This is a genomic window from Pseudomonas sp. LBUM1674 (assembly GCF_059695635.1).
Map to the genome: position 1 here is coordinate 4,982,052 of NZ_CP166779.1, position 25,086 is coordinate 5,007,137.

A 25,086-nucleotide genomic window follows, 5' to 3' on the forward strand; every position below is an offset into this window, starting at 1 on the left:
CCTACAGGGATGGCGGTGGGTCAGGCAACAGCGTTGTCGCCTGGGGCCGGTGATCGAGGGGTCAGGCGCTGGCGGCCATGGCATGCCGCCGATGATGAACCTCAAGCTGATCCTTGATCACCCGCAACACCTTGGCCTCGTGCTCATGGATAAAGAAGTGTCCGCCGGCCAGCATGTCCACGGAAAAACTGCCGTGGGTTTCCTTGCGCCAGCCGATCAACTGTTCGGTGGTGGCGCGGTCGTCCTTGCCGCCGAGCACATGCACCGGGCACTTGAGCAACGGCCGCTGCACGGGTTCGAAACGCCCGCACAACTGGAAATCGGCGCGCAGCACCGGCAGCGTCAGGCTCATCAGCTCTTCATTGGCCAGGACTTCTTCGCTGGTGCCGTTGAGGGTACGCAATTGCTCGATCAACTCGGCGTCCGACTTGGGCTCGGCAAAACCCCGGTCGTAATCGGCACGCAGGGTCGGCGCAGCGGTGCCCGAGGCAAACAGCGCCACCGGCTCCGGGCAACCCAGCGAGCGCAAGGCATGCGCCATTTCACAGGCCAGCAACGCGCCCAGGCTATGGCCGAACAAGGCGTAGGGTGCCTTGAGCGTGGTTTTCTGTTCATGGGCCAGTTGCAGCGCCAGGCGCCGCATGTCGGTGTGCAACGGCTCGCCAAAACGCGCGCCACGCCCGGGCAGTTCCACGGGCTGCAGTTTCAGCCACTCCGGCAACTTGCGCCGCCAGCGGCTGTAGACCATGGTGCTCGCGCCTGAATAGGGCAGGCACAGCAATGTCAGCTGGGTCACCGGGCTTACCTCGATAGTTGTCTGTTAAGAGAACGGATGAGGCGGAGTCTGAATTAGTCGAAGATCCAAATGTGGGAGCGAGCCGGCTCCGGGCGGCGTTCCGACGAAGGCGATGTATCCGGCACCATTGATGCCGACTGACACTCCGCCTTCGTCGGAACGCCGCCCGGAGCCGGCTCGCTCCCACAGTTAATCTTTATTTCAAGTGGCGAAAGCTTTGCACCGCCGAACCGAGCACCACAGCCCCCGCCCCGATCGCCACCCAAAACCCGCTGCGGGCGCCAAAGGCATCTACCAGCCACCCCGAACTGGCCGCTCCAATCGCCACGCCGATACTCAACCCGGTCACCAGCCAGGTCAGGCCTTCGGTAAGTTTGGCCGGCGGTACGATTTGCTCCACCAACGCCATCGCCACAATCAGCGTCGGCGCAAAAAACAGCCCCGCGACAAACACCGCCAGCGACAACCCGAGAATGTTCGCCGCCAGCAGCAACGGCAAGGTGGTCACCGCCGTCGCGACCCCGCCGTACAAAAACAACCGAGGCAACGGCACTTTCGAACGCAGCGCACCGAACGCCAGCCCGGCCATGCATGAACCGATGGCATACACCGACAGCACAATGCTCGCCGCCGCCGGTTGGCCCTGCTGCTGGGCGAAGGCGACGCTGACCACATCTATCACACCGACGATGGTGCCCATGGCGACCATCAACAGCACCAGCCATTGAATCTCGCTGGAACGAATGATCGAACCTTGATGATGTTCTTCATGGGGATGCACTGGCGGCTCGGTGTCGCGTTGCAACACAAACGCGGTGACCCCGATCGCCAGCATCAGCAACGCCGCCAAGGGCCCGGCCTCGGGAAACGCCACCACGCACAACCCTACCGACAACGGCGGTCCGACGATAAAGCACACTTCGTCGAGCACCGACTCCAGGGCATAGGCAGTTTGCAGCTCGGGCTGGCCGCGATACAACTCGGTCCAGCGCGCCCGCACCATCGCCGACATGCTTGGCATGCAACCAGCCAGCGCGGCGAACAGGAACAAGGTCCAGTCCGGCGCCTGCAGGCGGGTACAGAGCAACACCAGCAACAGCGCCCCGCCACCGATCAGCGCCGAGATCGGCAAAATGCGCCGCTGCCCGAAACGGTCCACCAGCCGCGACACCTGCGGTGCGCAAAATGCCGTGGCCAAGGCAAAGGTGGCGGCCACCGCACCCGCCAGTCCGTAACCACCCTGCAACTGCGAGAGCATGGTGATCAGGCCGATGCCGGTCATGGAGATGGGCATGCGCGCGATCATGCCCGCCAGCACAAAAGCTCGGGCGCCTGGGGCTTTGAATAGCTCGCGGTAGGGGTTTGCCATGGGGTGCAGGTCTCGACAAGGGCCTGCAAGTTGCCATAAGGCCGATCGTGGGGGAAGCAGGTAATTGTTGGCTGAATGTGAAGGCCTTGAAGATCAAAAGATCGCAGCCTGCGGCAGCTCCTACAGAGAGTCGGGGATGCCGAAGTTTTGCGGATAACGCGGTCAATGTAGGAGCTGCCGCAGGCTGCGATCTTTTGATCTTGCCGCTGAACTCTTGAAGCATTCGGCCAGTCAGCTACTTAAGCCCTCAATTCAAGGTGCTGACATTTATGCAGCTATCCCTCGCCCAACAAGTCGCCCTGGTCACCGGCGCCAGCTCCGGCATCGGCGCCGCTGCTGCCAAGGCCTTGGCCGCTGCCGGTGCCGCGGTGGTGATCAACTACCATTCCCAGGCCGAACCCGCCGAAGCACTGGCCCGACAGATCAATCATGAAGGCGGTCGCGCCATCGCCATCGGTGCCGACGTATCCAAAGAGGAGGACGTCGAGCGGCTGTTTGCGCAAACCCTCGATGCCTTCGGCTGTCTGGACATTCTGGTGGCCAATTCCGGGATGCAGAAAGACGCCGCCATCGTGGACATGACCCTCGACGACTGGAACCAGGTAATCGGCGTCAACCTCACCGGGCAATTCCTCTGCGCCCGCGCCGCGCTACGGATTTTCAATCAACAAGGCATCCGCGAAGGCGTGTCCCGGGCCGCCGGCAAGATCATCCACATGAGCTCGGTGCATCAGCGGATTCCCTGGGCCGGTCACGTCAATTACGCCGCGTCCAAGGGCGGCGTCGACATGCTGATGCAAACCCTCGCCCAGGAAGTCAGCCACCAGCGAATCCGCATCAATGGCATCGCGCCGGGGGCGATTCGCACGGCGATCAACCGTTGCGAAACTGAAGGCGCCGCCGGGCACGACCTGCTCAAACTCATCCCCTACGGCCGGGTCGGCGAGGTCGAAGATATCGCCAACGCGGTGGTCTTCCTCGCTTCCGATGCGTCCGACTACATCGTCGGCACCACCCTGTTCATCGACGGCGGCATGAGCCTCTACCCGGAGTTTCGCGGCAATGGCTGATCATCATCTTGAACGACAAAGCGCCATCGACGCCCACGGCATCATCGGCGACATGCGCAGTGCGGCGCTGGTCAATGACAAGGGCAGCGTGGACTTTTTCTGCTGGCCTGAGTTCGACAGTCCGTCGATCTTCTGCTCGCTGCTGGACACGCCCGAGGCGGGGATTTTCCAACTGGCGCCAGACCTGCCCGACGCCCGCCGCGAACAGATTTACCTGCCGGACACCAACGTCCTGCAAACCCGCTGGCTCAGCGACCGCGCAGTGGTGGAAGTCACCGACCTGCTGCCCATCGGCGACAGCGAGGATGATCTACCGGTGCTGATGCGCCGGGTGCGGGTGGTCAGTGGCCAGGTAACCATTCACATGCGCTGCGCCGTGCGCCATGACTACGCGCGCGCCAGGACCCGCGCACGCATGGATGACCGACACGTGACCTTCGCGGCCGCCGACCAGCCTTCCCTGCGCCTGTCTTCAGACCAGGTGCTGCGTATCGAAGACAATGCGGCGGTCGCCGAATTCACCCTCGAACAGGACCAGAGTGCCGAGTTCCTGCTCGGCGGCATCGACGATCCGCGCTTCAAGGAAGGAGGCGCCATTCTGTGCCTGGAGCGCACCCTGAAGTACTGGCGCGACTGGTCCGGCCAATCCAATTACCGGGGGCGCTGGCGGGAGATGGTCAATCGCTCGGCCCTGGCCCTGAAGCTGCTGACCTCGCGCAAACACGGGGCGATCCTCGCTGCCGCCACCTTCGGTCTGCCAGAAACGCCTGGCGGCGAACGCAACTGGGATTATCGCTACACCTGGATCCGCGATGCGTCATTCACCGTCTACGCGTTCATGCGCCTGGGTTTCGTGCAGGAAGCCAACGACTACATGCGCTGGTTGCGCGGGCGGGTCAGCGATTGCCAGGGCAAGCCGATGAAAATCAACATCCTCTACGCCATCGACGGGCGCCAGGAATTGCCGGAAACCGAACTGTCGCACCTGTCCGGCCATGGCGGTGCGGTGCCGGTGCGCATCGGCAATCAAGCTTATGATCAAATCCAGCTCGACATCTTCGGCGAGCTGATGGACGCGGTGTACCTGGTCAACAAATACGGTGACGCCATCTCCCATGAGGGCTGGAAACACGCTGTGGAGGTGGTTGATCAGGTATGTGAAAACTGGCAGCAAAAGGATGTGGGCATCTGGGAAATGCGCGGTGAGCAACATCACTTCCTGCACTCGAGGCTGATGTGCTGGGTGGCCCTGGACCGAGCCATTCGTCTCGCCTCCAAACGCTCGTTGCCCGCGCCGTTCGCCCGCTGGGACCAGACCCGACAGGCGATCTACGTCGACATCTGGGAAAACTTCTGGAACGAAGAGCGCGGGCATTTCATCCAGCACCTCGGTGGCACCGCCCTTGACGGCTCGATGCTGTTGATGCCTCTGGTGCGTTTCGTCAGCGCCAAGGATCCGCGCTGGCTCTCGACCCTGCAAGCCATCGAAAAAACCCTGGTGCGCGACGGCATGGTCTACCGCTACCGCAACGAAGACAGCCAGATCGACGGCCTCGCCGGCACCGAAGGCGCCTTTGCCGCCTGCTCGTTCTGGTACGTCGAATGCCTGGCCCGCGCCGGTCAGGTGGAGAAGGCCCATCTGGAATTTGAACAACTGCTGCGCTTTGCCAATCCGTTGGGGTTGTATGCCGAAGAATTCGACAGCCATGCCCGGCACCTGGGCAATACACCACAAGCGCTGACACATCTGGCGCTGATCAGCGCAGCGTGTTTTCTCGATCGGAAATTGAGTGGGGAGAAGAATTACTGGCAGCCTTGAGACCAAGTCGCCCCCTTCGCGAGCAGGCTCGCTCCCACATTAAATCGCGAGTGAACACACTACTTGCGAACACCTCGGATCAAATGTGGGAGCGAGACCGGCTTGCCGGCGAAGGGGCCATCCGCCACAACACATGACGGGATGAATAGCGGCGAAAGAACCGGCGGGCTGTGTAGGACACCTCCTACAACCAGTAAACAAATCTGTCGAACCACCACGAAATACCGCACTTCCATAGCCGTTAATCGTTTGTTGCCAGCCGCTACATCCCCCCCTAACATCCCCCCTCAACGGGCACAGCGGAGCTGTCCAACAAAACCCGAATTCAAGGAACCAGAATGACCCAGCGCATCCACCGCAGCATCGACACCCCACTCCGCTCAGGCCTGAACCGCGACGAACTGTGGGAAGCCGCCGACAAGGGCCTGATCAAATGCTGGGAAATCGGCCGCCAACGCGCCGCCCGCTTCCCGGACCTTGCCCAACGATGCCTCGCCGATGAATTGCCGGTGCTGGGCTGGAAAGGCGGCGTCAGCCGTAGCCTGAAGAAACTCGAAAAATACGGATCCCTCAAATACCTCGCCCAATGGCAGGGGTTGCGTGGGGAGGATCTGGATATCGATCTGAGTGAAGAACGGGCGGTGACCTGTTCACGGACCAGAATGGTGGTGACCTTTACGCCGGATCGATCGAAGTACTTCAATCAGGTGGCGGAAGCCGAAACATAAAACGCAGGTCAAAACAGTCTATCTGGAGTGTTGAATGAACAATGACGTGCCGATAAAACATGTCCTGACCCCAGGTCTGAACCTCGCCTATGAAGAACACGGCCCCACCACCGGCGAGCCGATCATCCTGCTCCACGGTTTCCCCTACTCCCCTCGCGCCTACGACGTAATCGCCCTGGTGCTCGCCGCGGAGGGCTACCGCGTCATCGTCCCGTACTTGCGTGGCTATGGCCCGACCCGTTTCAATAGCGCGGACACCCCGCGCTCCGGGCAACAAGCCGCCCTTGCCCAGGACTTGCTCGACCTGATGGATGCCCTGTCCCTCAAACAAGCGGCCCTCTGCGGCTACGACTGGGGCGGTCGGGCGGCGTGTATCGTTGCGGCGCTGTGGCCGGAGCGGGTTCGCTGCCTGGTCACAGGCGACGGCTATAACCTTCAGGATATTCCCCACTCGACCCGACCGCGGGACCCGGAAACCGAACACCGGCTGTGGTACCAGTACTACTTCCACACGCCTCGCGGCGTCGAAGGCCTGACTGAAAATCGCCGAACCCTGTGTGAATTACTCTGGAAATTGTGGTCACCGACCTGGAAAAAGGGTCCAGAGTTGTACTCACTAAGCGCTCCGGCCTTCGATAACCCGGATTTCGTCGAGGTAGTGATTCACTCTTACCGCCACCGCTTCATGTACGCCCTTGGCGATCCGGCGCTGGAGTGGATGGAAGAGACGCTAGCCAGGCAGCCACCGATCAGCGTGCCGACGATCTCCCTCTGTGGTGCCGACGATGGCGTAGGCCCTGCACCGGAAGTCGATGAAGATGCCGAGCACTTCACCGGACGCTACGAACGGCGAGTGCTGGCGGGCGTCGGGCATAACATTCCCGAAGAAGCGCCCGAAGCGACGGTCAAGGCATTACTGGATCTGCTTGAGCACTGACGGAAAAACGCTCGCGAAAGGCCTGCGGCGTCACCCCCATGGCTCGCAGGAAACTGCGCCGAAGCGTCTCTTCACTGCCGAACCCGCACTGCACCGCCACCCGTTTGATCGGCACACCCGTGTCGCTGAGCAAGCGCCGGGCGGTCTCTACCCGAATCAGTTCGATGGCCCGCGCCGGGGTCTGGCCGGTGTCGGCGCGATAGTGGCGCACGAAGCTGCGCTCGCTCATGCCGGCCTGCAGCGCCAGGGTCGGGATGCCGAGGTCCATGCTGAGGTTTTCGCTGATCCAGGCGTGAAGGTCGTCGAAACGGCTGCCTTCCTTTTGCAGGGACAAGGTCACGCTGAACTGTGACTGGCCGCCCGGACGCTTGAGGAACACCACCAGTTGCCGAGCGACTTCCAGCGCCATATTGCGGCCCAGGTCTTCCTCGACCATGGCCAGTGCCAGGTCGATACCGGCAGTGACGCCGGCCGAGGTCCACACCGGGCCGTCGTTGATGAAGATCGGGTTGGGCTCGACGCGCAGGCGTGGGTGCATCTGCGCCAACTGCTCGCAACGGGTCCAGTGGGTCACCACTCGCCGGTCATCGAGCCAGCCGCTGGCCGCCAGCAAAAACGCCCCGGTGCAGACCGATGACACCCGTCGACACCCCGTCGCATGTTCACGCACCCAAGCCACCAGCGACGCATCATTCGCCGCTGCATAGACACCCCAGCCGCCAGCGATGACCAAAGTGTCACTCCCCTCCTCGGGCAATGGCTCGGCCAGCAGCGCCAACCCGGCCGACGACATCACCGCCCCGCCGCCGCTGGCGATTACTGCCGGCGCATAGGGCGGCGGTAAACCTTTCTGGCGGGCAATGTCGTTGGCCGAGGCGAACACCTGCAACGGCCCGGTGACATCGAGCAGTTGCACGTTGGCAAATGCCAGGACGCGGATGGTTTTCGGCATTTTGGCGTAATTCGTGGGGTGATTGGCGTATGCGCCAAATCCTACGAGCCTAGAGTGAAGCCGTCCACCCACTTCATGAGAAAAACACCATGACGTTGCAGATCGGTTTTCTGTTGTTTCCCCAGGTTCAACAACTGGACCTGACCGGCCCTTACGACGTATTGGCCTCGCTGCCGGACGTGAAGGTGCATTTGATCTGGAAGGACCTGGTGCCGGTCACCGCGAGCACCGGCCTGGTGCTGAAGCCGACCGTTACCTTCGACGATTGCCCGGCACTGGATGTGATCTGCGTTCCCGGTGGCAGCGGCGTCGGGCCATTGATGGAAGATGACGAGACGCTGGACTTCATCAAGGCTCAGGCGGCCAACGCGCGTTACGTCACGTCGGTGTGCACCGGCGCACTGGTGCTCGGCGCAGCGGGTCTGCTCAAGGGCAAGCGTGCCACGACTCACTGGGCCTACCACGACCTGCTCACACCATTGGGTGCCATTGCGGTGAAGGACCGGGTCGTGCGCGACGGGAATCTGTTGACCGGAGGCGGGATTACCGCGGGGATCGATTTTGCCCTGACCCTGGCGGCTGAGTTGTTTGATAAGGACACAGCGCAGCTGGTGCAACTGCAGCTGGAATACGCTCCGGCGCCGCCGTTTGCTTCGGGCAGTCCCGAGACCGCTCCGGGCAACGTACTGGAGCAAGCCCGGCAACGTGCGGCCGGTTCGTTGAAATTACGCTCTGAAATCACCGCACGAGCAGCCGCGAAGCTCGAACAGATGCCAGCACGCTGATCCATTCCGGCCGGCAGTCAGTCATGGCTGCCGGTGCTTGCGGGCCAGGTTGATGCCCAGAGGACTTTCCATCGCTCAAAAAAAAAACCCGCCTAAGCGGGTTTCTCAAGACCATACGACATCCTGTCTGCGGCCATCCAGGCCTATGGTCGATCATCCGTGATCCTGAGTGCATCCTGCGACTCAGTTGATGGATCCAGAATAAGCGCTTCGCGCAAGCATAAACAGAGGACATACCAGCGCTCTGGTGTAAGCGATTGACCATCCGGGGCCTGAATCCCACAGGATGATCAGTGGCATTTCAACCGGACGAAAAAAAACCCGCCGAAGCGGGTTTTTCCCAAGACCATGGTCGACTCCCTGTCGGAAGCGTTCCTTGCTGATGGTCGATCATCCGTGATCCTGAAGCACTTCCTGTGCTTCAGTTGATGAGGTGAGATTACGCTTCGGATCCAATCCATAATAGACGACATCGTTACTTTCGCGTGTAAGACATTCGCTATACCCACCCTGTCGAATAACCCGGGGACACTTCAAATAGCGAGCATGGAAGCCGCGACTTTCGCGACTATCGCCATGCAACACAACGACATCACGCGGACATCGCGGGTACATCGTTCATGCGCACCGGCAGCAAACGCCTGCCAGGGGTGATGATCGGCTCGCCGTCCGGCACCAGCACCCAGCGAGTCAGCCTGGTTCGAACATGCAGCGTTCACTATCCCTGAAGCTCCCGCGCCTTGGCAGTGTCGGCCAGAAACTTTTCAATGTTGTTCATCTGCTCCTCCCAGCCCCGGCTGTCCATGCGAAATGCCTTTTCCCGACGCGACTGGGGAATATGATCAAAACCGGACTCGGACACCTTCAGCAACGTGCCTTCGTCGTGATCTTCCAGCTCGAACTTCACCAGCGTGGTCGGCTCCTGGGAATAGTCGATATCCGTTTTCACCGCATACGGGTGCCAGCGGAAGGAAAACACCCGCTCAGGCTCGACCCGTTCGACCAGCACATTCCACAATACGTGCTCATAACCGGGGTAGGTAACTTGCCCCTGGGTCCACTCACCGGCAACAAAACGCTTGCCTTCCAGCGCCACGCCAAACCACTGGCCGAACGCTTCGGCATGGGCCAGCACACGCCACACGTGCGAACGCGGCGCTTTGAGCAGGATCTTCCTTTCGATGCGATCTGATGCTGGATTCATAAGTCACCTCCTGTACTGAACAGTAGGCCTGTAAGACCACAAGACCAACCCTAAGTTGTATCAATCGGGCTGCGCAAGCAACCCTGTCTGTAGTATTTGGCTGCATTTACGGCGGTAAGTTCGCAATTTCCCTCCACTTCTCCCTCCACCACAGAGGTTGCCCCGGACGTCACTAGGGGTTGGCCACCCGCTTGGCTACACTGCACCTCTATTTCCATGCCACAGCGAGAATCTCCATGCACCCACGCGTTCTTCTGGCGTTGACGCCTTTGCTGTTCACCTCCGTTGCCCATGCTGTGGACTGCGACAATGCCGCGGATCAGACCACGATGAACCAGTGTGCGGCGCAGCAGAACAAGGCGGCGGACAGGGAATTGAATGCGCTTTACCAGCAGATCACTGCGCGCTTGAAGGTCGATCCCGAGAGCAAAAAACTGATGGTGGGTGCGCAGCGAGCGTGGGTTTCGTTTCGGGATGCCGAATGCAAGTTTTCCGCCTCAGCGGTGGAAGGTGGCAGTGCTTATCCGCTGATCTACAGCAATTGCATCACTGACCTGACCAAGGCGCGGGTGGAGACGTTCAAGAATTACTTGAAGTGCCAGGAGGGGGATTTGGGGTGTCCGGTGCCGGGGGCCTGATTTTTTTGGTGTTCTTGAGGGCCTCTTCGCGAGCAGGCTCGCTCCCACATTGGAATTTCAGAGAACACAAGTTTTGTGTACGACTGAAAACCACTGTGGGAGCGAGACCGGATTGCCGGCGAAGGCGTCAGTGCAGGCGCCGTATTACCGGACAAATATCTGCGCCGTCGTGATCGCCATATCCCCACCCGGCAATTTGATGCTGCCGATCTGCTTCATGGTCTCGGGATCGAAGATCGCCACGTCGTTGAACGTCCCGGCCAGGTAGATCTTGCTCCCGTCCTTGTTGAAGGAAATGCAGTAGTAGGAGTGATCCAGCGTCGCCGCCTGGAGCATTGTCTTCTGCTTGATGTCGTACTTGGCCAGGCGGTTGAGTACGCCGAACATCAGGTTCGGATCCTTCGGTGAGCGCATGCCACTGAAGTAGATCTCCGTCAGCGGACCGAAGTCGGTGGTTTCGGTCTTGCCGGTTTTCAGGTCGATGCTGAACAGTCCATAGAGGTACTCGGCGGTCGCCGGGTCCTGCTTTTTGTCCTTGAATTTCGCCGTGGTGTAGAGCAGCGAGAAGTCATGGCGAAAGGTCTGCTGGTTCCACACGTAGAGCACGTCCGGCGCGCTGTAGTTCGGGCGTTTCCAGTGGCGGCTGGGGATCAGCACGTCGAACTTGCCGGTTTTTACATCGACCTTGTAGATGTCCGCCCCGGCCACATACAGCGTGCCATCGTCGCCACTCTGCATGATGGTCAGCTGGCGGGGTGCCGGGAAACTGCGCACCGGCTTGGCGTCCAGGCCGGCGTCGGTGGCGTAGACATCCAGGCGAGGCTGCTGCACTTCGTAACGGTCATTGAGCATCAGTGTCGGGTTGGCAATGGCGAACAGTTCCTTGCCGTCATGGCTGACGGTGAAGGCGAACATCGACTTCGCTTTCTCCCCCGGCTTCTGGGTGATGCTGGCGTGGAACACCTGCTTGCAGCTGTCGAGTTCGACGCCGTAGACATCGGCGTAGTGGTTGTTCAGCACGTAGGCGGTCTTGCGATCCGGCGACATCTGCACGCTGCCGGGACCGAAAGCGTCGGGCATCTTGCAGGTCTTGAACAGGGTGTCCGTGGCCAGGTCGATGACGTGCAGGTTATTCGGGTAATTGGTGGTCACCATGTACTCGTGACCGGTTTCGAGCGCAGTGTTTTCATCGGCCAGAACGTTAAGCGAACAGGCGCTCAGGACGGCGAACGCGGCCAGGCCGCAGGCTTTGATGCTGTGCATGCTGGAATCCTTCTATCAGTCCGACTGCTTTCTATGGACGATCATTTGTCTTTTGGAAAGACAGTCCCGAGGTTGCGCCAGTTGTCGTTGGACGCCTGGGCATCCTTGTTCCAGTCCGGGTAGGTGCTCATCATGTCGGGCACCTGGGCCGGCCACCAGCAAGGGTCGGAGCAGCCATACAGGTCGGATTCCATCGGCTGGCACAGCGACGACACTCCGCCAAAGGCGTCGATTTCCCAGCCCGGGTCGGTGGTCGAGGCACAACCGGCGACTGAACTCATCGCCACCACTTCTTCGATGCGGTTTTCGGCCGCGGCCTCATCGAGTTTCAGCGCTTTGTTATTGATTGCCTTGAGATGTTTCATATCAGTGAGCCTTGCGCGGAGTGATGTAGCTGCTGATAAACGCAGGGTTGTGGGCCATGATCCGGGTGTAGACCTCGATGCCGAAGTCGACCCAGTCACGCATCAGTTCGCAGTAGTGGTAGGTCGGATGGGTCGGGTCGCCGTACCGTGCATAACTCTCGTGGTAGCAGCCGCCGGAGCACAGGTTGCGGATCTGGCAGTCTTCGCAGCCGGTGTTGGTGCGGTCCAGGCGCTGGGACAGGAAGTCGTTCAACTCGACCTGCTTCACACCGCTGTGGACGTTGCCGAAGGTCGGCAACGATGAACCGGTAAAGCGGTGGCACAGGTTCAGCTCGCCCTTGTGATCCACCGCCAGCATCTTCAGGCCCGCGCCGCACGGCAGGGCTTTCTTGTGGCCTTCGTGGATGTCGGTGATCAACTGGTGCAGGTTGGAGAACCCGATGTTGCGGTGCTCCAGCGCCGCTTCCAGGTAACGTCGGCCGAGCTTCTTCATGTTGGCGAAGACCTCGATCAGCTCGTCACTGGAGAGGTTGAAGGTGCTGATGTCACCGGAGGTCACCGGGGCAAACCCGACTTCGGCAAACCCCAGTTCATTGAACAGGTGATCCCAGATGGTTTCGACGTCGGTGACGCCGGTGGTCAGGGTGACGCGGGCACCGACCGGGCGGCTGTTGTAGCGCGACAGCAGCATCTCGGCTTTGCGCCGCACCACGTCGTAAGTGCCCTGCCCGCCCACGGTGATGCGGTTGCGGTCGTGCACGGTTTTCGGTCCGTCGATACTGACCGAGAGCCCGAAGCGGTGGGCATTGAGATAGTCCACGGTCTCTTCGGTGAGCAGCGTGGCGTTGGTGGTCATGACGAACTCGACGAACTTGCCGGCCTCGCGGAAACGCTTCTCGCAATAATCGACCATGTACTCGATCAGCTTGCGATTGCTCAGCGGCTCGCCGCCAAAAAACACCACGGTGAAACGCTCTTCATCCGGGGATTCGCGCAGCAGCATTTCCACCGACGCCACTGCCGTATCGATGTCCATTTTCTTGCCGGCCGACGGCTTGTCGAGGTCTTCCTTGTAGCAGTAGGTGCAGCTCAGGTTGCAGCCGGTGTTGACGTTGAGCACCACGGTATTGATCGCCGTGCGTTCGACCCGCTTGGTACCGATGTCCGGGGTCAGCGGCGAGCCGTCGCTGACCAGTTCCAGGGCCATCAGTTCGCGCAGGGTCTCGGTGATTTCCTCGCCGTTGAAGCGCGCGGCCAGGCGCTGAATCAGGTCATCCGACGAACAGCCGGGACCGCGCAATGTATCGATGATGGTGCCAGTCAGCTCATCGCTGGCGAACAGCGAACTGCTGGGGATGTGAAACAGCATGCGGTCGGCATCGACATGCACTTCGTGCAGGTTCCGTTCGACCAGATTCAAAATAGCGCCCATTGCAACCTCCTGTGCAAACCCCGTTCTACGGGGCCTGCGGTCATTCCGAAAAGTGTGTGAAACGGTGAACAGTCAAGCCAGCTCACGTACTCGACATCACGGAATGGGTGGATTGTTCCAGCGCTGCACGGTGACGACCATCTGGCCTTCGCCGGTCAGGGATTTCCCTGCGTCGTCGACGGCGGCGATCACCTTGAGGTTGCCGGCATTGTTGGTGGACATTTTACGTTGCGGGTTCGGCCCGGCGTCCCCTGGTGTGAATACGCCGCTGTCGGCCTGCATGGTGCCGGCGAACTTGACGTCCTCATCTTCCCTGGCGCGATCGTCGAAGGCTTCGACCGACCACTGCGCCGGGAATACGCCGATGCGATACGGCTTGCCGTCGGCGCCCTTGCCCCAGGCTTCGGCATCGAACCGACCCTGGACTTTCGGCGTCGAACCGCCGCCATCACCGATTCGCGCCACCGAGAATTCGGGCACGACCCTGACTTCGGCGATTTTGCTGTAGACCGACAGGGTCGGGCCTTTCAGCGTGCCGACGGTGACGTTGCGCAGACCCGGCTGGGCATTGGCAGCAGCCTTGAGCTTGACCTTGATCCGTTCCGGGGTCTGCTCGACGACTTCGACCACTGCCACACCTTTGCCGAAGTTCGGCTTACCGGTGAGACCGCTGCCGATCAGCGTGACTTCAGTTTCGGCGCCAGCCTTCAGGTAGCCCGGCTGCACCGCCAGCAAACGACTGGAACCCTGTTTGGCGGCAATGAAGTCCAGACCGCGTTCGTCATGCTCGGCCTCGAACATCCGGCCCTGCATCGCATTGCCTTGGGCGGCGAACACCTGACGCATGGTCACGCCATCGATGGTCACGTTGCCGCGCCATTCGTAGCCGGTGTAGAGAATCGCGCTGCCGTCACCGTTGAACGGGCTGCCATCGGCGTATTGGCCTTTGACGCTGACCTTGAACGTGTCGCTGCCATCGGCCGTGACGCTCATCACCCCAGCCAGTTCGGCCCTGCCGGGTAAGTGGCCGCTGAAACTCCAGTCCCCGACCAGCGCTTCGGCTTTCGGTGCGGTGCTCTGCCATTTTTTCCAGGCCGGGTTGTCCAGCGGATAACGCTTGGCCAACAGCGGCACCATTTCTTTGCGAGCCAGGTCGAACCAGTCGCGGTCACGAGACAGGGCCTGGTATTCCAGGGACGGCCATTGGCCGAGGTGGAAATTCACCAGACGCTCCCACTCCTGGGCGGGACGCCGTTGCAGGGCGACCCGTGCACCGGAGTGGCAGCGGCCACACATCTGGCTGGTCTGGTCGTCGAACTTCTCGACGATATTGAGCCGCCGCTCCAATGCATAACGTACGCCGTCGGTCTCGCTTGGGGCCAGACCCTGGGTGTCAGCAAGGTATTTGACCAGGGTACGGCGGTCGTCATCGCTGATTTGCAAACCGTGCATGACCTGCATGCGGGCGATGCTCATCAGCCAGCCTTCCGGGGTCTTGCGCTGGTGACTGATGCGGCTCAGGGCGTTGTCCGCTTCGGGGGTATGACAGCCCTGACAGGTTTCCTTGAGGATGGTCTGGGCGTCGCGAGCTGCCAGGCTGTAGGGCGAATGCAGCGCCACACAGGCCGCCACGGCCAGCAGGCTGGCGCTCAGGCCTGATCGGAGTTTTCTCTTCATCAACGTCGAACCTCGCACGGTGCTTTCTTATTTTTGTGGCTTATCGTTTTTAGGGTCTCTGCCGTCGGCGGCGAACCGCTGACGGAGGCAAGAGAAACGTCTGCAATGAGCAATACACGGAGCGTGCCAGCTTGCCGATTACCTTTTCTATCAAGCAGTTACCTGAAGACAAGGCCTGCCGGTTGCGTCTGGACGAGATCGACGGCGTCTAATATCGCGACAGGAGTTGCACTCTGAGACAGCATACGTGCCGCGGCCGGGACAGTTCATCGCCCGACGATTGACGACAACCCTGTGCAAGCGCGAAATGGGTATTCACCGATTGCGGACAGGGGATACAAAATGGCAAGCATCACTGTCCTGGCGGGGGACTTTCTGCAGGGTGATGGAGAGTACAGAGACGGCGTTTTCACCCTCAGGACGTCGCTTCACCCGTGGCCCGGCATTACCCTGCCGCTCTCTTCATTCAAGAGCGTAGAAGTGGCCAATGAGGGTTCTATCAACAACATCAAGGATGCCATCGGCTTCGGCGTCGCCGGCGCCATGCTGCTCGGTCCCATCGGGGCCATTGCCGGTTTCATGTTGGCCGGCAAGGAAACCGAAGTGACTTTTCTGGCGACGCTCAAGGATGACAGGAAGCTACTCGCTGCCGTGGATGGCAACACATACGACGAGATTTACCGGAAGTTTTCCACCTGATCGATCAGCATCGATCAGCGCAGGCCGTACCGTATCCCGACGGTGCGGCCTGACGCCAATTCAGGTGCTATAAGTGGGTTGAATGCTTTTGTGAGCCTCGATTTCTTGCCGCATGTCCGCCACCAGCGAGGCGATGGCATGGGGACTGTCCAGTGTCCGCAGGGGAACATGGGTCGCCACCAGATCCACTTTGCCAGTCATGCAATCGCAAACCCGAATGGTCAGGGACTGGTCTGCCTCCATGACGCACGTGCACACGGCGGGCAGCATTTTGTGTTCGATGATGTTTTGAATTTCCAGGGTTGAAAGGAACATTACGACCTCCCTCGCAATTGCCGGATAAACGGTTCGTCATTTCATTCCCCCGAGCCAGAAAATTCTATTCCTCAATGATGGGAGCCTCAAGGTCGCAACCCGGTTGCTCGTCGTCTCATATTGTCGCAATTTGCAACAGTCCCGTAGCCCCTCCATTCCCTTGAGTGCCCCTGAACCCCGCCGACAAAGGGCGGCCCGGCACATGCGGGCACTTGGCACAGCCATTGCGAAAGCCTTGTTCTCACGAACAACAAGAGGCCTCGCCATGTCCCTCCCCTATCTGCTTCCCGCCACTTCGGCATTTATCCAGCGCGCCCCGCGCATGCTTATCGGTGGTGACTGGGTCGAGGCCGCCGACGGCCAGACCATGCCCCTGCACAACCCGGCGACCGGCGAAGTGCTGTGCGTGGTGCCACGGGCCACACCTGAGGATGTCGACCGTGCCGTGCTGGCCGCCCGTCAGGCGTTCGACGATTCGGCCTGGACCCTCACCCGGCCTCGGGAGCGGCAGAACCTGCTGTGGAAACTCGCCGAACTCATGGAGCGCGACGCCGAACTGCTGGCGCAACTGGAATGCCTGAACAACGGTAAAAGCGCCGCGGTCGCCCAAGTGATGGACGTGCAGCTGTCCATCGACTTCCTGCGCTACATGGCCGGCTGGGCGACCAAGATCGAAGGTTCCAGCGTCGAAGTGTCGATGCCGTTGATGCCCAACGATCAATTCCACAGTTTTATCCGTCGCGAAGCAGTGGGCGTGGTCGGGGCCATCGTCGCCTGGAACTTCCCGCTGCTGCTGGCCTGCTGGAAACTCGGCCCGGCTCTCGCCACCGGCTGCACCGTGGTGCTCAAGCCCGCCGACGAAACCCCTCTGAGCGCATTGAAACTCGCCGAACTGGTGCTGGAAGCCGGTTATCCCGAAGGCGTGTTCAACGTGGTGACCGGCACGGGTATCACTGCAGGTTCGGCGCTGACCCACAACCCATTGGTGGACAAGCTGACCTTCACCGGTTCCACCGCCGTGGGCAAGCAGATCGGCAAGATCGCCATGGACTCCATGACCCGGGTCACCCTGGAACTGGGCGGCAAATCACCCACCATCGTCATGGCCGATGCCGATCTCAAGAGCGCCGCCGTTGGCGCCGCCAGCGCGATTTTCTTCAATCAGGGCCAGGTGTGCTGTGCCGGGTCCAGGCTGTATGTGCAGCGCAAGCACTTCGACAATGTGGTGGCGGACATCGCCGACATTGCCAACGCCATGAAGCTCGGCAACGGCCTGGACCCGAGCGTCGAGATGGGGCCATTGATTTCGGCGCGCCAGCAGGAGCGGGTGTACCGTTACATCGAAATGGGTCGGGAAAGTGGCGCGACCATCGCTTGCGGCGGCGAGCAGTTCGGGCCGGGGTTCTTCGTCAAGCCGACGGTGATTGTGGATGTCGATCAGCAGCACTCGCTGGTGCAGGAAGAAATCTTCGGCCCGGTGCTGGTGGCGATACCTTTCGATGACGAAGCCGATGCGTTACGCATGGCCAATGACAGTCCCTATGGGCTGGGAGCGAGCGTCTGGTCCAATGATCTGGCGGCGGTGCACCGGATGATTCCGCGAATCAAGTCAGGCTCGGTGTGGGTCAACTGCCACAGTGCCCTGGACCCGGCGCTGCCGTTCGGCGGGTACAAGATGTCGGGGGTCGGGCGGGAAATGGGGTATGCGGCGATCGAGCATTACACCGAGTTGAAGTCGGTGTTGATCAAGCTGTGAGCCGCTCCCTGTGGGAATGGCAACGATAACGCGTTCGACCTGAGTGAACGCGCCCCCTGTGGGAGCGAGCTTGCTCGCGATGGACGTCAACGATAACGCGTTCTTCCTGAATGGATGCGTCGCCAGTGAGACCATCGCGAGCAAGCTCGCTCCCACAGGGGGCGCGTTTATTCAGGATGAACGCGTTATCGTTGACGTCCTTCGCCGGCAAGCCGGCTCCTACAGGGGGCTGCGTTTATTCAGGAGAAACGCGTTAGCGTGGTGGATCAGAAGGGCAGTTTCATGCCCGGCGGCAGTTGCATGCCCGCGGTCATGCCGGACATCTTGTCCTGGCTGTTGGCTTCGATCTTGCGCACGGCATCGTTGACGGCAGCGGCGAACACCGCTTCGAGCATTTCCTTGTCGTCTTCGCTCAGGCCTTCGACCAGGCTTGGGTCGATGGTCACGCGCTTGACGTCGTGACGACCGGTCATGACCACGGTGACCATGTCGCCGCCGGCTTTACCGGTGACTTCAGCGTTGGCCAGTTCTTCCTGCATCTTGGCCATTTTTTCCTGCATCTGCTGCGCCTGCTTCATCAGGCCGGCCATGCCACCCTTCATCATGGTAATCACCTCAAAGTACTTGGATAAAAATCGCGCCCGGCCGTTGGGGCCGAACGCCTTCAGTTATTAGCCCTGAGTGACCAGGGCTTCGACAGGTTCAATAGTATCGTTACGGACCACCGCACCGAACTGCTGCATCATTTGTTGGATGAACGGGTCACCATGGATCGACTCCTCGGCCTCGCGCTGACGATTGACACGACGGCGGGACGCGGCCTGGGCCGGCGTTTCCTGCTCAGGCTTGATCAGCTCCATGCTCAGGGTCAGCGTCCGCCCGTGATGCTGGTTCAATGCATCGTTGAGGCGACGCTGCTGGGTCGCATTGAACAAGGCGCTGTGGGCCGGGTCCAGGTGCAACAGCCAGTTGTCGCCATCGACCGCGATCAAGGTGCAGTTGGCGGCAATGCTCCCGGTCATGCCGGAGATCGGCAATTTCGGGAACAGTTCCAGCCATTGCAGGGCCAAACCGGTAGCCGGCATGGCGGCCGGCTCGGGTTCTGGCTCCGGAGCCGGCTCGGCGGCATGCTCGCTGGCCAGTTCGTCCAGGTAGCTGTAGGACGAATCCATGTCCGGCTCGATGTAGTCCTCGTCCAGCGGCGGCTCGTCGTCCAGGTCCATGCCCGGCGTCGCCGCATCGACTTCGGTCTCGGAGGGTTCCGGAATCGGCGCTGCGGCCCACTCCGGGGCGTCCGGCACCACGCTGTCGGGCGTCGGCAATGGCATCGGCGGCAATTCGGGTTGTTCAGCGGCGGTTTCCAGAACCGGTTCGACCGCGGGCTGCTGGACGACTTCGGGTTCTACCGGGTCGTTCCACGGCAGGTCGACGACGGCCTCGACCGCTACCGCCTCAATCACCGGCTCGGGCACGACGACCGGTGCAACCGCTTCAGGCACCGGAGTTGGAGCTGGAGCAACCGCCGGCGCAACTGGCGCAGAGACAACCGGTGCAACTGCCGCAGCCACTACCGGCGCAGCCACTCGCGCGGCAGCCACTGAATGGGCGGAATCAGCTGTGGCCTGGCTGATCCCCACTGTCTTTAGCGGTTGCCTCGGGGCGTCCGCGGTGTCTGCCGGCCGGAACGCGAGCATGCGCAGCAGGACCATTTCGAAACCACCCCGAGGGTCCGGCGCCAGCGGCAAATCGCGGCGACCAATCAGGCCCATCTGGTAGTAGAACTGTACGTCTTCGGCCGGCAGGGCCTGGGCCAGTGCCAATACCCGGTCACGGTCGCCATGACCGTTGTCGACGCCCTCAGGCAAGGCCTGGGCGATGGCGACACGGTGCAGCACGTTGAGAATTTCCGAGAGCACGCCGTTCCAGTCCGGGCCTTGTTCGGCCAGGTGACGCACGGCTTCGAGCAACGCCTTGGCGTCGCCCTCGATCAGCGCATGCAGGACGTCGTAGACCTGACCGTGATCGAGCGTGCCGAGCATCGCCCGCACGTCGGCGGCCATGACCTTGCCTTCACCAAACGCGATCGCCTGGTCGGTCAGGCTCATGGCATCGCGCATCGACCCATCGGCGGCGCGGCCCAGCAGCCACAGCGCATCGTCTTCGAACGGCACGTTCTCGACACTCAACACGTGGGTCAAATGCTCGACCACGCGCTCCGGCGTCATGTTCTTCAGGGAGAACTGCAGGCACCGCGACAGAATCGTTGCTGGAAGTTTCTGCGGGTCGGTGGTGGCGAGGATGAACTTGACGTAGGGCGGCGGCTCTTCGAGGGTTTTCAACAGCGCATTGAAGGAATGGCTGGACAGCATGTGCACTTCGTCGATCAGGTAGACCTTGAAGCGCCCGCGGCTCGGCGCGTACTGCACGTTGTCGAGCAGCTCGCGGGTGTCCTCGACCTTGGTCCGGCTCGCGGCGTCGATTTCGATCAGGTCGACGAAACGGCCTTCATCGATCTCACGGCACACCGAGCACTCGCCGCAAGGCGTCGAAGTGATACCTGTTTCACAGTTCAGGCATTTGGCGATGATCCGCGCGATGGTGGTCTTGCCCACGCCGCGGGTACCGGTGAACAGATAGGCATGGTGCAGCCGCTGGCTGTCCAAGGCATTGATCAGAGCCTTGAGCACATGGGTCTGGCCGACCATTTCGCCAAACGAGCGCGGACGCCATTTACGTGCAAGAACCTGATAACTCATCGAAAACCGTCGCAACTAAGGAACAGAAGCGGCTAATGCTAGCGGAGCAAGGCCAAAATTGCATCCGGTGCGCTCGTCTAATCTGGCTAAGATGCACTTTGGCGGGCTTTTATCGGCCAGGGATTGTTCAGGACCGGAGCGTTTATGCGGCTCGCCTTGGGGGCACTGCTGTTGATGAGCTTGAGTGCGGCTGGCGCCGAAGCGCCGCTGCGCTTCGTGGTGCCCGACAGTTGGGCAATGCCGATGGTCCAACTGGAACGCGGCCGCCCGACCCAGGGTATTTTGCATGACGTGATGGTCAGCCTATACTCAATGACACAGCGCCTTCGCGAGCAGGCTCGCTCCCACATTATTTTGATCTTCGTATGCCTGATAGCGAAGTTCAGGCTGTTTGCTGAAGTACCCGCCATTGCAGTGGCGCAACATATCCTTCGACCCAGGCCAGCACTTCTGCCGGCGGCATCGGCCGCGCAATGCAATGACCCTGGGCTACGTCGCAGCCCAGCCGCAGCAGCAATTCACCCTGCTCGATACTGTCCAGCCCCTCGGCGATCACCTGCCGCCCGAATGCCCGGGCCAGGCCAATCACCGCCGTGGTCAGCGCCAGGTCATCACGATCATGAAGAATGTCGCGGACAAAGGACTTATCGATCTTGATGGTCTGGGTTCGCAATCGCTTGAGGTAGCTCAGCGACGAATAACCGGTGCCGAAATCCGCCAGCGAAAACTGCACGCCCAAGGTCTGACAGGCCTTTAGACAGGCGCTGACATGTTGAATATTCTCGACCGCCACCGACTCGACGATTTCCAGGTCGAGCATCTGCGGTGCAACCTGGGCATGCCGGGCGAGCACCTGACCGAGCCGGTCGACGAAATCCGCCCGCTGAAAATGGCGCGCCGCGATATTGATGCTCACCGGCCAGCCCTGCCCCGCCTGCTGCCAGTGGTGCAACTGCGAAAGCACTTGATCCATGACCCATTCACCGATATCGATGATCAGGTCCGTCTCCTCCACCAGCGGCAGAAAATCCCGTGAGGGCACCATGCCGTCCTGGGGATGTTCCCAGCGCAAAAACGCCTGGAAACCGATGACCTCGCCGTGACGCATGTTCACCCTGGGCTGGAAGTGCAAACGCAATTCACCCGCCAGCAGCGCCTGACGCACTCGCTCGACGGTCTGGTGCGTGACCTTGACTTCCCGATCCCGAATCACGTCGAACACATGAAAACGATTGCGCCCGCCCTGCTTGGCCACATACATCGCCTGATCGGCGTGACGCAGCAAGGTTTGCGCATCTTCGTTGTCGTGGGGGAACAGGGTGACGCCAATGCTGGCAAACACATTGAGCTCTTTGCCATGCAGTGTGTACGGCGCCGAAATCGCGCCCAACACCCGGTTCAGTGCCGCGCGCAGTTCCGGCAGATCTCGCACATAACGCAACACCAGCACAAACTCGTCACCGGCCAGCCTGGCCACCACGTCTTCGCCGCGCACGATACTGCGCAGGCGCCTCGCCACTTCCACCAGCAACAGGTCGCCACTGGCATGCCCGTAGCCATCGTTGACCGCCTTGAAGCCGTCGAGGTCGAGCATGCACACCGCCAGCGAAATGTTTTCCTGGCGGGAGAACTCGAGGGCCTGATCCAGCAAATCCGAGAGGAACGCGCGATTGGGCAGTCCGGTCAGCACGTCGTGGCCAACCCGCCATTGCAAGGAATGCAGCAGTTGACGTTTTTCACTGATGTCGAAACGAATCGACAGGTAACGATCAACTCTTCCGGTCGCGTCATCGAGCACCGGTACCATGGTGCTTTCGACCCAATAAAGGCTGCCGTCCTTGGCCCGGTTGCAGATATCGCCCTTCCAGACGCTGCCCAGCGCGATGGTGCGCCACAGGCCAGCGAAAAAGTCAGCCGAGTGCAGGCCCGAATTGAGCAGACGATGGTTCTGTCCCAGCAGTTCCTCGCGGCTATAACCGGACACGGCACAGAACTGATCATTGACGTAGGTGATCCGGCCGCTCAGATCGGTCTCGGAAAAAATGGCGGCTGCATCCACAGCCCTGCGGTATTTCTCATCCATGAGTCAGGCTCGTTGTCGCTAGCGGTGGCACCGCTCGACCAGTGCAGGATGCCCGGAAGAGATGTTTTGAGACGGACTGCGCAGAAACACGTGATCACTCCATGAACAGCGTTTGATGCCCCCCGGACAGCCAAAGATCAACTAATCTGAAAGGCCGTATGAAAGGGCAAAAACGACGAATTCAGGTAGCATTCTGCAAGGTTCAAGCGCGGATTTGGGGCTGCCTGTCTACCCTGCAAAAGCATGCATAGTGGCTTTTTCGCATCTCGCTCGCGATCGAGGCCTGGTCACCGTAGCCCCTTCGGAGCGGCGATTCTACGAAATGCATCACATTTTGCAAGTCAAGGTGATGGATGATGCGGTTGTCATACGCCGAAATCTATCGTTAAGTTCTTGATTCCAAATGGGAATTTAGCGATGCAAATTTCAAGTTTGGGTCCAGCCATCCGGCGTTACCGCAAGGTCGCGGGGCTTACTCAGGCTGAACTCGGCGAAAAAACCGGTTTTGACCCCAAGACCATCAGCCGCTTCGAAACCGGCACCTATACCCCCAGCGTGGACGCCCTGTTCCTGCTTGCCGAGGTACTGGGGGTGACGCTGAAAGCCTTTTTCGCCGATCCGGGCGATGAAGATGAACAGCGGGCGTATCTGTTCGGCGTCATTCATAAGGCCAGCCCGAAGGATCTGGGAAAGTTGATTGCTGTGGTTAATCAGGCCTTGTCCAAGCCTTAGTGCGGTAATGAAAAAAGGAGGCCGACTTGTCTACTCGACAGGTCGGCCTCCTTTTTAGACACGACTTCAAAAATCGGAAACGACAAAAATCCGCCCCGGACGATATCCATGGCAGAGCAACAAGAAAGTAGTTTCAAACAGATAACGCGAAAGGGATTCGCGGCTCGTTAAGGTGGTAACCCCACCAGCCACACCCCGGCACACAATGTCACCGCTGCGGCTGCTCCCTTCCAGGCCTGACCGGGTTCACGGTTGATCGTTGCGGGGGGACCGATGGGGTCACCATAACGACGCTCACCTGACGGCGAGCCGCGCCATTGTACCTATCTGAGACGAAGTTACAACCGTTCGCACGGATTAAAAAAAATGAGTTGGCTCAAGGACATGCAGCGGCCTTTAAAAGATCGCAGCCTTCGGCAGCTCCTACGGGGAGCGGTATGCACCCGAGGGCTGCGATCTTCTGATCTATTGCGCCAACACCTCGTCCGCCCGGCCGCCCTCCTGCTGGATCACCAGGTGGATAAAGTGCAGCTTGGCGATCACCGCCGGTGGCAGGACGAAGGGATAAAAATCCGGCTGGCCCATGCTGCGCGACAGTTCGTTGAGCATGCCGGCCAGTTCGATCCATGCGTTGACGAATGACAGGAACGCCGCCCCTCCGGGATGCTGCGGGTCGTAGAGGGCACTGGAGGGAAATGGCTGGTAGTCGAAATCCAGTTCCCGGGCGCTCATGCCGAAGCCCAACGCGGTGTCCACTGCGTCCATCATGTGCAGATAGTGAGCCCAGGTTTCGGCCCAGTCCTCCCACGGATGCATGGTCGCGTAGGCGCTGACGTACTGTTGTTGCCAGTCGAGCGGCGCGCCTTGTTGATAGTGGCGCTCGAGGGCATCGGCGTAGCTGGCGCGTTCGTCACCGAACAGGCCGCGGAACGGTTCCAGCCAATGACTGTTGGCGATCAGGCGGTCCCAGTAGTAATGCCCGACCTCGTGACGAAAGTGCCCGAGCAGCGTGCGATACGGTTCGTGCATCTGCACCCGGACCTGCTCGCGATGGGCGTCGTCGGCTTCCTTGATGTCGAGGGTGATCAGGCCGTTGGCGTGGCCGGTGGTCGGTGGCTGGCCTTCGACGTCGACGCCGATGAAGTCAAAGGCCAGGCCTCGCTGTTCATCCAGGTTTTTTGGAATCACCTGCAAGCCCAGACTGATCAGCTGCGCGACCAGACGCCGCTTGGCGGTTTCGACTTTGCGCCAGCGTTCAGGGTTGTCGGCAATCGACAGGTCGGGGATGGTGTGGTTCAGGCTGCAGGCGATGCACAGCGCATCATGATCATTGGCCGGGAGCAGCCAGTTGCAGGCGGCCGGGGAGTCGAGATTGGCGCAGCGACGGAACACGCCCGCCTCGGGATCGGCATCGAGCAGCCAGGTGTCCGCCTGCAAGCCGGGCTGCAGCGAGGACAGCCGGCTCTGCTCGGGCTGATAACCCAAGGCCGCCGAACAGGCCAGGCACTGGCTGTTGCGAAAGAACAGCGACTGCCCGCATCGGCACTGCCAGACTTTGCTGTTGCGCGAGCGCTCGACCATGAAAGGTGCGGCGATGCGTGAGCTGAGCTGTTCGAAGAAGCGGTACATGGCGATCTCTCCCTGGGACTGGCCAAGACTAGATCATTCTCCGGGCATGATCGTTCCCACGCTCTGCGTGGGAACGCCGCC

22 protein-coding genes, 1 other RNA gene and 1 pseudogene are annotated in these 25,086 nt (G+C 60.7%); 10 read left to right on the forward strand and 14 right to left on the reverse strand.

What is annotated here, in order from left to right:
• Positions 1-61: 61 nt before the first annotated feature.
• Together ACA067_RS22800 and ACA067_RS22805 are read right to left on the reverse strand one after the other, a co-directional pair.
• Positions 62-796: a thioesterase II family protein gene (locus ACA067_RS22800; RefSeq protein WP_497458610.1), complete on the reverse strand. Its 735-nt coding sequence runs from the start codon at positions 794-796 to the stop codon at positions 62-64.
• A gap of 196 nt (positions 797-992) precedes the next feature.
• A complete protein-coding gene (locus ACA067_RS22805) occupies positions 993-2,165 on the reverse strand; it encodes an MFS transporter (protein ID WP_497458611.1) in 1,173 nt (390 codons plus the stop codon).
• 269 nt (positions 2,166-2,434) lie between these two features.
• Between ACA067_RS22805 and ACA067_RS22810 the strand changes: the two genes are divergently transcribed.
• The 4 genes from ACA067_RS22810 (at position 2,435) to ACA067_RS22825 (ending at position 6,719) form a co-directional block, all read left to right on the forward strand.
• Positions 2,435-3,235 (forward strand): glucose 1-dehydrogenase, encoded by an 801-nt coding sequence (locus tag ACA067_RS22810; RefSeq protein WP_497458612.1) that lies wholly within the window; start codon positions 2,435-2,437, stop codon positions 3,233-3,235.
• Positions 3,228-5,054, forward strand: coding sequence for a glycoside hydrolase family 15 protein (locus ACA067_RS22815; RefSeq protein WP_497458613.1), 1,827 nt, complete (start codon positions 3,228-3,230; stop codon positions 5,052-5,054). Before ACA067_RS22810 ends, ACA067_RS22815 begins: the two co-directional genes overlap by 8 nt.
• A 338-nt stretch (positions 5,055-5,392) precedes the next feature.
• On the forward strand, positions 5,393-5,782 hold the full coding sequence (locus ACA067_RS22820; RefSeq protein WP_497458614.1) for a hypothetical protein: 390 nt from the start codon (positions 5,393-5,395) through the stop codon (positions 5,780-5,782).
• Between the two features lie 34 nt (positions 5,783-5,816).
• The gene (locus tag ACA067_RS22825) at positions 5,817-6,719 is read left to right on the forward strand and encodes an alpha/beta fold hydrolase (RefSeq protein WP_497458615.1); all 903 of its coding nucleotides are present in this window, start codon (positions 5,817-5,819) and stop codon (positions 6,717-6,719) included.
• Here ACA067_RS22825 and ACA067_RS22830 read toward each other — a convergent pair.
• A complete protein-coding gene (locus ACA067_RS22830; protein WP_497458616.1) occupies positions 6,688-7,671 on the reverse strand; it encodes a GlxA family transcriptional regulator in 984 nt (327 codons plus the stop codon). The two genes, ACA067_RS22825 and ACA067_RS22830, sit on opposite strands and share 32 nt — an antisense overlap.
• A gap of 89 nt (positions 7,672-7,760) precedes the next feature.
• Between ACA067_RS22830 and inhA the strand changes: the two genes are divergently transcribed.
• Positions 7,761-8,456 (forward strand): isonitrile hydratase, encoded by a 696-nt coding sequence (inhA, locus tag ACA067_RS22835; RefSeq protein ID WP_497458617.1) that lies wholly within the window; start codon positions 7,761-7,763, stop codon positions 8,454-8,456.
• Positions 8,457-9,174: 718 nt separating this feature from the next.
• On the opposite strand, the gene ACA067_RS22840 is transcribed toward inhA, so the two are convergent.
• The gene (locus ACA067_RS22840) at positions 9,175-9,660 is read right to left on the reverse strand and encodes an SRPBCC family protein (RefSeq protein WP_497458618.1); all 486 of its coding nucleotides are present in this window, start codon (positions 9,658-9,660) and stop codon (positions 9,175-9,177) included.
• Between the two features lie 236 nt (positions 9,661-9,896).
• Between ACA067_RS22840 and ACA067_RS22845 the strand changes: the two genes are divergently transcribed.
• The gene (locus ACA067_RS22845; RefSeq protein ID WP_497458619.1) at positions 9,897-10,298 is read left to right on the forward strand and encodes a lysozyme inhibitor LprI family protein; all 402 of its coding nucleotides are present in this window, start codon (positions 9,897-9,899) and stop codon (positions 10,296-10,298) included.
• 144 nt (positions 10,299-10,442) lie between these two features.
• Here ACA067_RS22845 and peaD read toward each other — a convergent pair whose 3' ends face one another.
• The 4 genes from peaD to peaA all read right to left on the reverse strand — a co-directional run bounded on the left by peaD (position 10,443) and on the right by peaA (position 15,035).
• On the reverse strand, positions 10,443-11,561 hold the full coding sequence (gene peaD, locus ACA067_RS22850; RefSeq protein WP_497458620.1) for a quinohemoprotein amine dehydrogenase subunit beta: 1,119 nt from the start codon (positions 11,559-11,561) through the stop codon (positions 10,443-10,445).
• Between the two features lie 41 nt (positions 11,562-11,602).
• Positions 11,603-11,926: a quinohemoprotein amine dehydrogenase subunit gamma gene (gene qhpC, locus ACA067_RS22855; RefSeq protein ID WP_150800721.1), complete on the reverse strand. Its 324-nt coding sequence runs from the start codon at positions 11,924-11,926 to the stop codon at positions 11,603-11,605.
• A gap of 1 nt (position 11,927) precedes the next feature.
• On the reverse strand, positions 11,928-13,358 hold the full coding sequence (gene peaB / locus ACA067_RS22860; protein ID WP_497458621.1) for a quinohemoprotein amine dehydrogenase maturation protein: 1,431 nt from the start codon (positions 13,356-13,358) through the stop codon (positions 11,928-11,930).
• A 96-nt stretch (positions 13,359-13,454) separates the two neighbouring features.
• On the reverse strand, positions 13,455-15,035 hold the full coding sequence (gene peaA / locus ACA067_RS22865; RefSeq protein ID WP_497458622.1) for a quinohemoprotein amine dehydrogenase subunit alpha: 1,581 nt from the start codon (positions 15,033-15,035) through the stop codon (positions 13,455-13,457).
• Between the two features lie 342 nt (positions 15,036-15,377).
• On the opposite strand from peaA, the gene ACA067_RS22870 reads away from it, so the two are divergent.
• The gene (locus ACA067_RS22870) at positions 15,378-15,734 is read left to right on the forward strand and encodes a hypothetical protein (protein ID WP_497458623.1); all 357 of its coding nucleotides are present in this window, start codon (positions 15,378-15,380) and stop codon (positions 15,732-15,734) included.
• 60 nt (positions 15,735-15,794) lie between these two features.
• On the opposite strand, the gene ACA067_RS22875 is transcribed toward ACA067_RS22870, so the two are convergent.
• Positions 15,795-16,049, reverse strand: a complete 255-nt coding sequence (locus ACA067_RS22875; protein WP_497458624.1) for a DUF1652 domain-containing protein — start codon at positions 16,047-16,049, stop codon at positions 15,795-15,797.
• A gap of 265 nt (positions 16,050-16,314) precedes the next feature.
• Here ACA067_RS22875 and ACA067_RS22880 point away from each other — a divergent pair, with 265 nt between their 5' ends.
• A complete protein-coding gene (locus ACA067_RS22880; protein WP_497458625.1) occupies positions 16,315-17,805 on the forward strand; it encodes an aldehyde dehydrogenase family protein in 1,491 nt (496 codons plus the stop codon).
• 266 nt (positions 17,806-18,071) lie between these two features.
• Here the strand turns inward: ACA067_RS22880 and ACA067_RS22885 are convergent, their stop codons facing one another.
• Together ACA067_RS22885 and dnaX are read right to left on the reverse strand one after the other, a co-directional pair.
• The gene (locus ACA067_RS22885) at positions 18,072-18,410 is read right to left on the reverse strand and encodes a YbaB/EbfC family nucleoid-associated protein (RefSeq protein ID WP_008028561.1); all 339 of its coding nucleotides are present in this window, start codon (positions 18,408-18,410) and stop codon (positions 18,072-18,074) included.
• A gap of 66 nt (positions 18,411-18,476) precedes the next feature.
• A complete protein-coding gene (dnaX, locus tag ACA067_RS22890; protein ID WP_497458626.1) occupies positions 18,477-20,561 on the reverse strand; it encodes a DNA polymerase III subunit gamma/tau in 2,085 nt (694 codons plus the stop codon).
• A gap of 144 nt (positions 20,562-20,705) precedes the next feature.
• Between dnaX and ACA067_RS22895 the strand changes: the two are divergent.
• Positions 20,706-20,867, forward strand: a pseudogene (locus ACA067_RS22895) (amino acid ABC transporter substrate-binding protein); the annotation flags it as partial.
• A gap of 76 nt (positions 20,868-20,943) precedes the next feature.
• On the opposite strand, the gene ACA067_RS22900 reads toward ACA067_RS22895, so the two are convergent.
• The gene (locus tag ACA067_RS22900) at positions 20,944-22,644 is read right to left on the reverse strand and encodes a putative bifunctional diguanylate cyclase/phosphodiesterase (RefSeq protein WP_497458627.1); all 1,701 of its coding nucleotides are present in this window, start codon (positions 22,642-22,644) and stop codon (positions 20,944-20,946) included.
• A gap of 417 nt (positions 22,645-23,061) precedes the next feature.
• On the opposite strand from ACA067_RS22900, the gene ACA067_RS22905 reads away from it, so the two are divergent.
• A complete protein-coding gene (locus ACA067_RS22905) occupies positions 23,062-23,376 on the forward strand; it encodes a helix-turn-helix domain-containing protein (protein WP_497458628.1) in 315 nt (104 codons plus the stop codon).
• Positions 23,377-23,555: 179 nt separating this feature from the next.
• Here the strand turns inward: ACA067_RS22905 and ffs are convergent.
• Both ffs and ACA067_RS22915 read right to left on the reverse strand, forming a co-directional pair.
• Positions 23,556-23,652, reverse strand: an RNA gene (gene ffs / locus ACA067_RS22910) — signal recognition particle sRNA small type.
• Positions 23,653-23,841: 189 nt separating this feature from the next.
• Complete coding sequence (locus tag ACA067_RS22915) at positions 23,842-25,005, reverse strand: zinc-binding metallopeptidase family protein (RefSeq protein WP_497458629.1); 1,164 nt, start codon at positions 25,003-25,005, stop codon at positions 23,842-23,844.
• Positions 25,006-25,086 lie beyond the last annotated feature (81 nt).

Excerpts from the sequence above, each read along its gene's own strand:
- ACA067_RS22905 (WP_497458628.1), top strand. The coding sequence starts at position 23,062 with ATGCAAATTTCAAGTTTGGGTCCAGCCATCCGGCGTTACCGCAAGGTC.
- ACA067_RS22870 (WP_497458623.1), top strand. The coding sequence starts at position 15,378 with ATGGCAAGCATCACTGTCCTGGCGGGGGACTTTCTGCAGGGTGATGGA.
- ACA067_RS22915 (WP_497458629.1), bottom strand. The coding sequence starts at position 25,005 with ATGTACCGCTTCTTCGAACAGCTCAGCTCACGCATCGCCGCACCTTTC.
- ACA067_RS22875 (WP_497458624.1), bottom strand. The coding sequence starts at position 16,049 with ATGTTCCTTTCAACCCTGGAAATTCAAAACATCATCGAACACAAAATG.
- ACA067_RS22900 (WP_497458627.1), bottom strand. The coding sequence starts at position 22,644 with ATGGATGAGAAATACCGCAGGGCTGTGGATGCAGCCGCCATTTTTTCC.
- ACA067_RS22885 (WP_008028561.1), bottom strand. The coding sequence starts at position 18,410 with ATGATGAAGGGTGGCATGGCCGGCCTGATGAAGCAGGCGCAGCAGATG.
- inhA (WP_497458617.1), top strand. The coding sequence starts at position 7,761 with ATGACGTTGCAGATCGGTTTTCTGTTGTTTCCCCAGGTTCAACAACTG.
- ACA067_RS22825 (WP_497458615.1), top strand. The coding sequence starts at position 5,817 with ATGAACAATGACGTGCCGATAAAACATGTCCTGACCCCAGGTCTGAAC.
- ACA067_RS22845 (WP_497458619.1), top strand. The coding sequence starts at position 9,897 with ATGCACCCACGCGTTCTTCTGGCGTTGACGCCTTTGCTGTTCACCTCC.
- ACA067_RS22830 (WP_497458616.1), bottom strand. The coding sequence starts at position 7,671 with ATGCCGAAAACCATCCGCGTCCTGGCATTTGCCAACGTGCAACTGCTC.
- peaA (WP_497458622.1), bottom strand. The coding sequence starts at position 15,035 with ATGAAGAGAAAACTCCGATCAGGCCTGAGCGCCAGCCTGCTGGCCGTG.
- ACA067_RS22840 (WP_497458618.1), bottom strand. The coding sequence starts at position 9,660 with ATGAATCCAGCATCAGATCGCATCGAAAGGAAGATCCTGCTCAAAGCG.
- ACA067_RS22805 (WP_497458611.1), bottom strand. The coding sequence starts at position 2,165 with ATGGCAAACCCCTACCGCGAGCTATTCAAAGCCCCAGGCGCCCGAGCT.
- peaB (WP_497458621.1), bottom strand. The coding sequence starts at position 13,358 with ATGGGCGCTATTTTGAATCTGGTCGAACGGAACCTGCACGAAGTGCAT.
- qhpC (WP_150800721.1), bottom strand. The coding sequence starts at position 11,926 with ATGAAACATCTCAAGGCAATCAATAACAAAGCGCTGAAACTCGATGAG.
- dnaX (WP_497458626.1), bottom strand. The coding sequence starts at position 20,561 with ATGAGTTATCAGGTTCTTGCACGTAAATGGCGTCCGCGCTCGTTTGGC.
- peaD (WP_497458620.1), bottom strand. The coding sequence starts at position 11,561 with ATGCACAGCATCAAAGCCTGCGGCCTGGCCGCGTTCGCCGTCCTGAGC.
- ACA067_RS22810 (WP_497458612.1), top strand. The coding sequence starts at position 2,435 with ATGCAGCTATCCCTCGCCCAACAAGTCGCCCTGGTCACCGGCGCCAGC.
- ACA067_RS22880 (WP_497458625.1), top strand. The coding sequence starts at position 16,315 with ATGTCCCTCCCCTATCTGCTTCCCGCCACTTCGGCATTTATCCAGCGC.
- ACA067_RS22820 (WP_497458614.1), top strand. The coding sequence starts at position 5,393 with ATGACCCAGCGCATCCACCGCAGCATCGACACCCCACTCCGCTCAGGC.
- ACA067_RS22815 (WP_497458613.1), top strand. The coding sequence starts at position 3,228 with ATGGCTGATCATCATCTTGAACGACAAAGCGCCATCGACGCCCACGGC.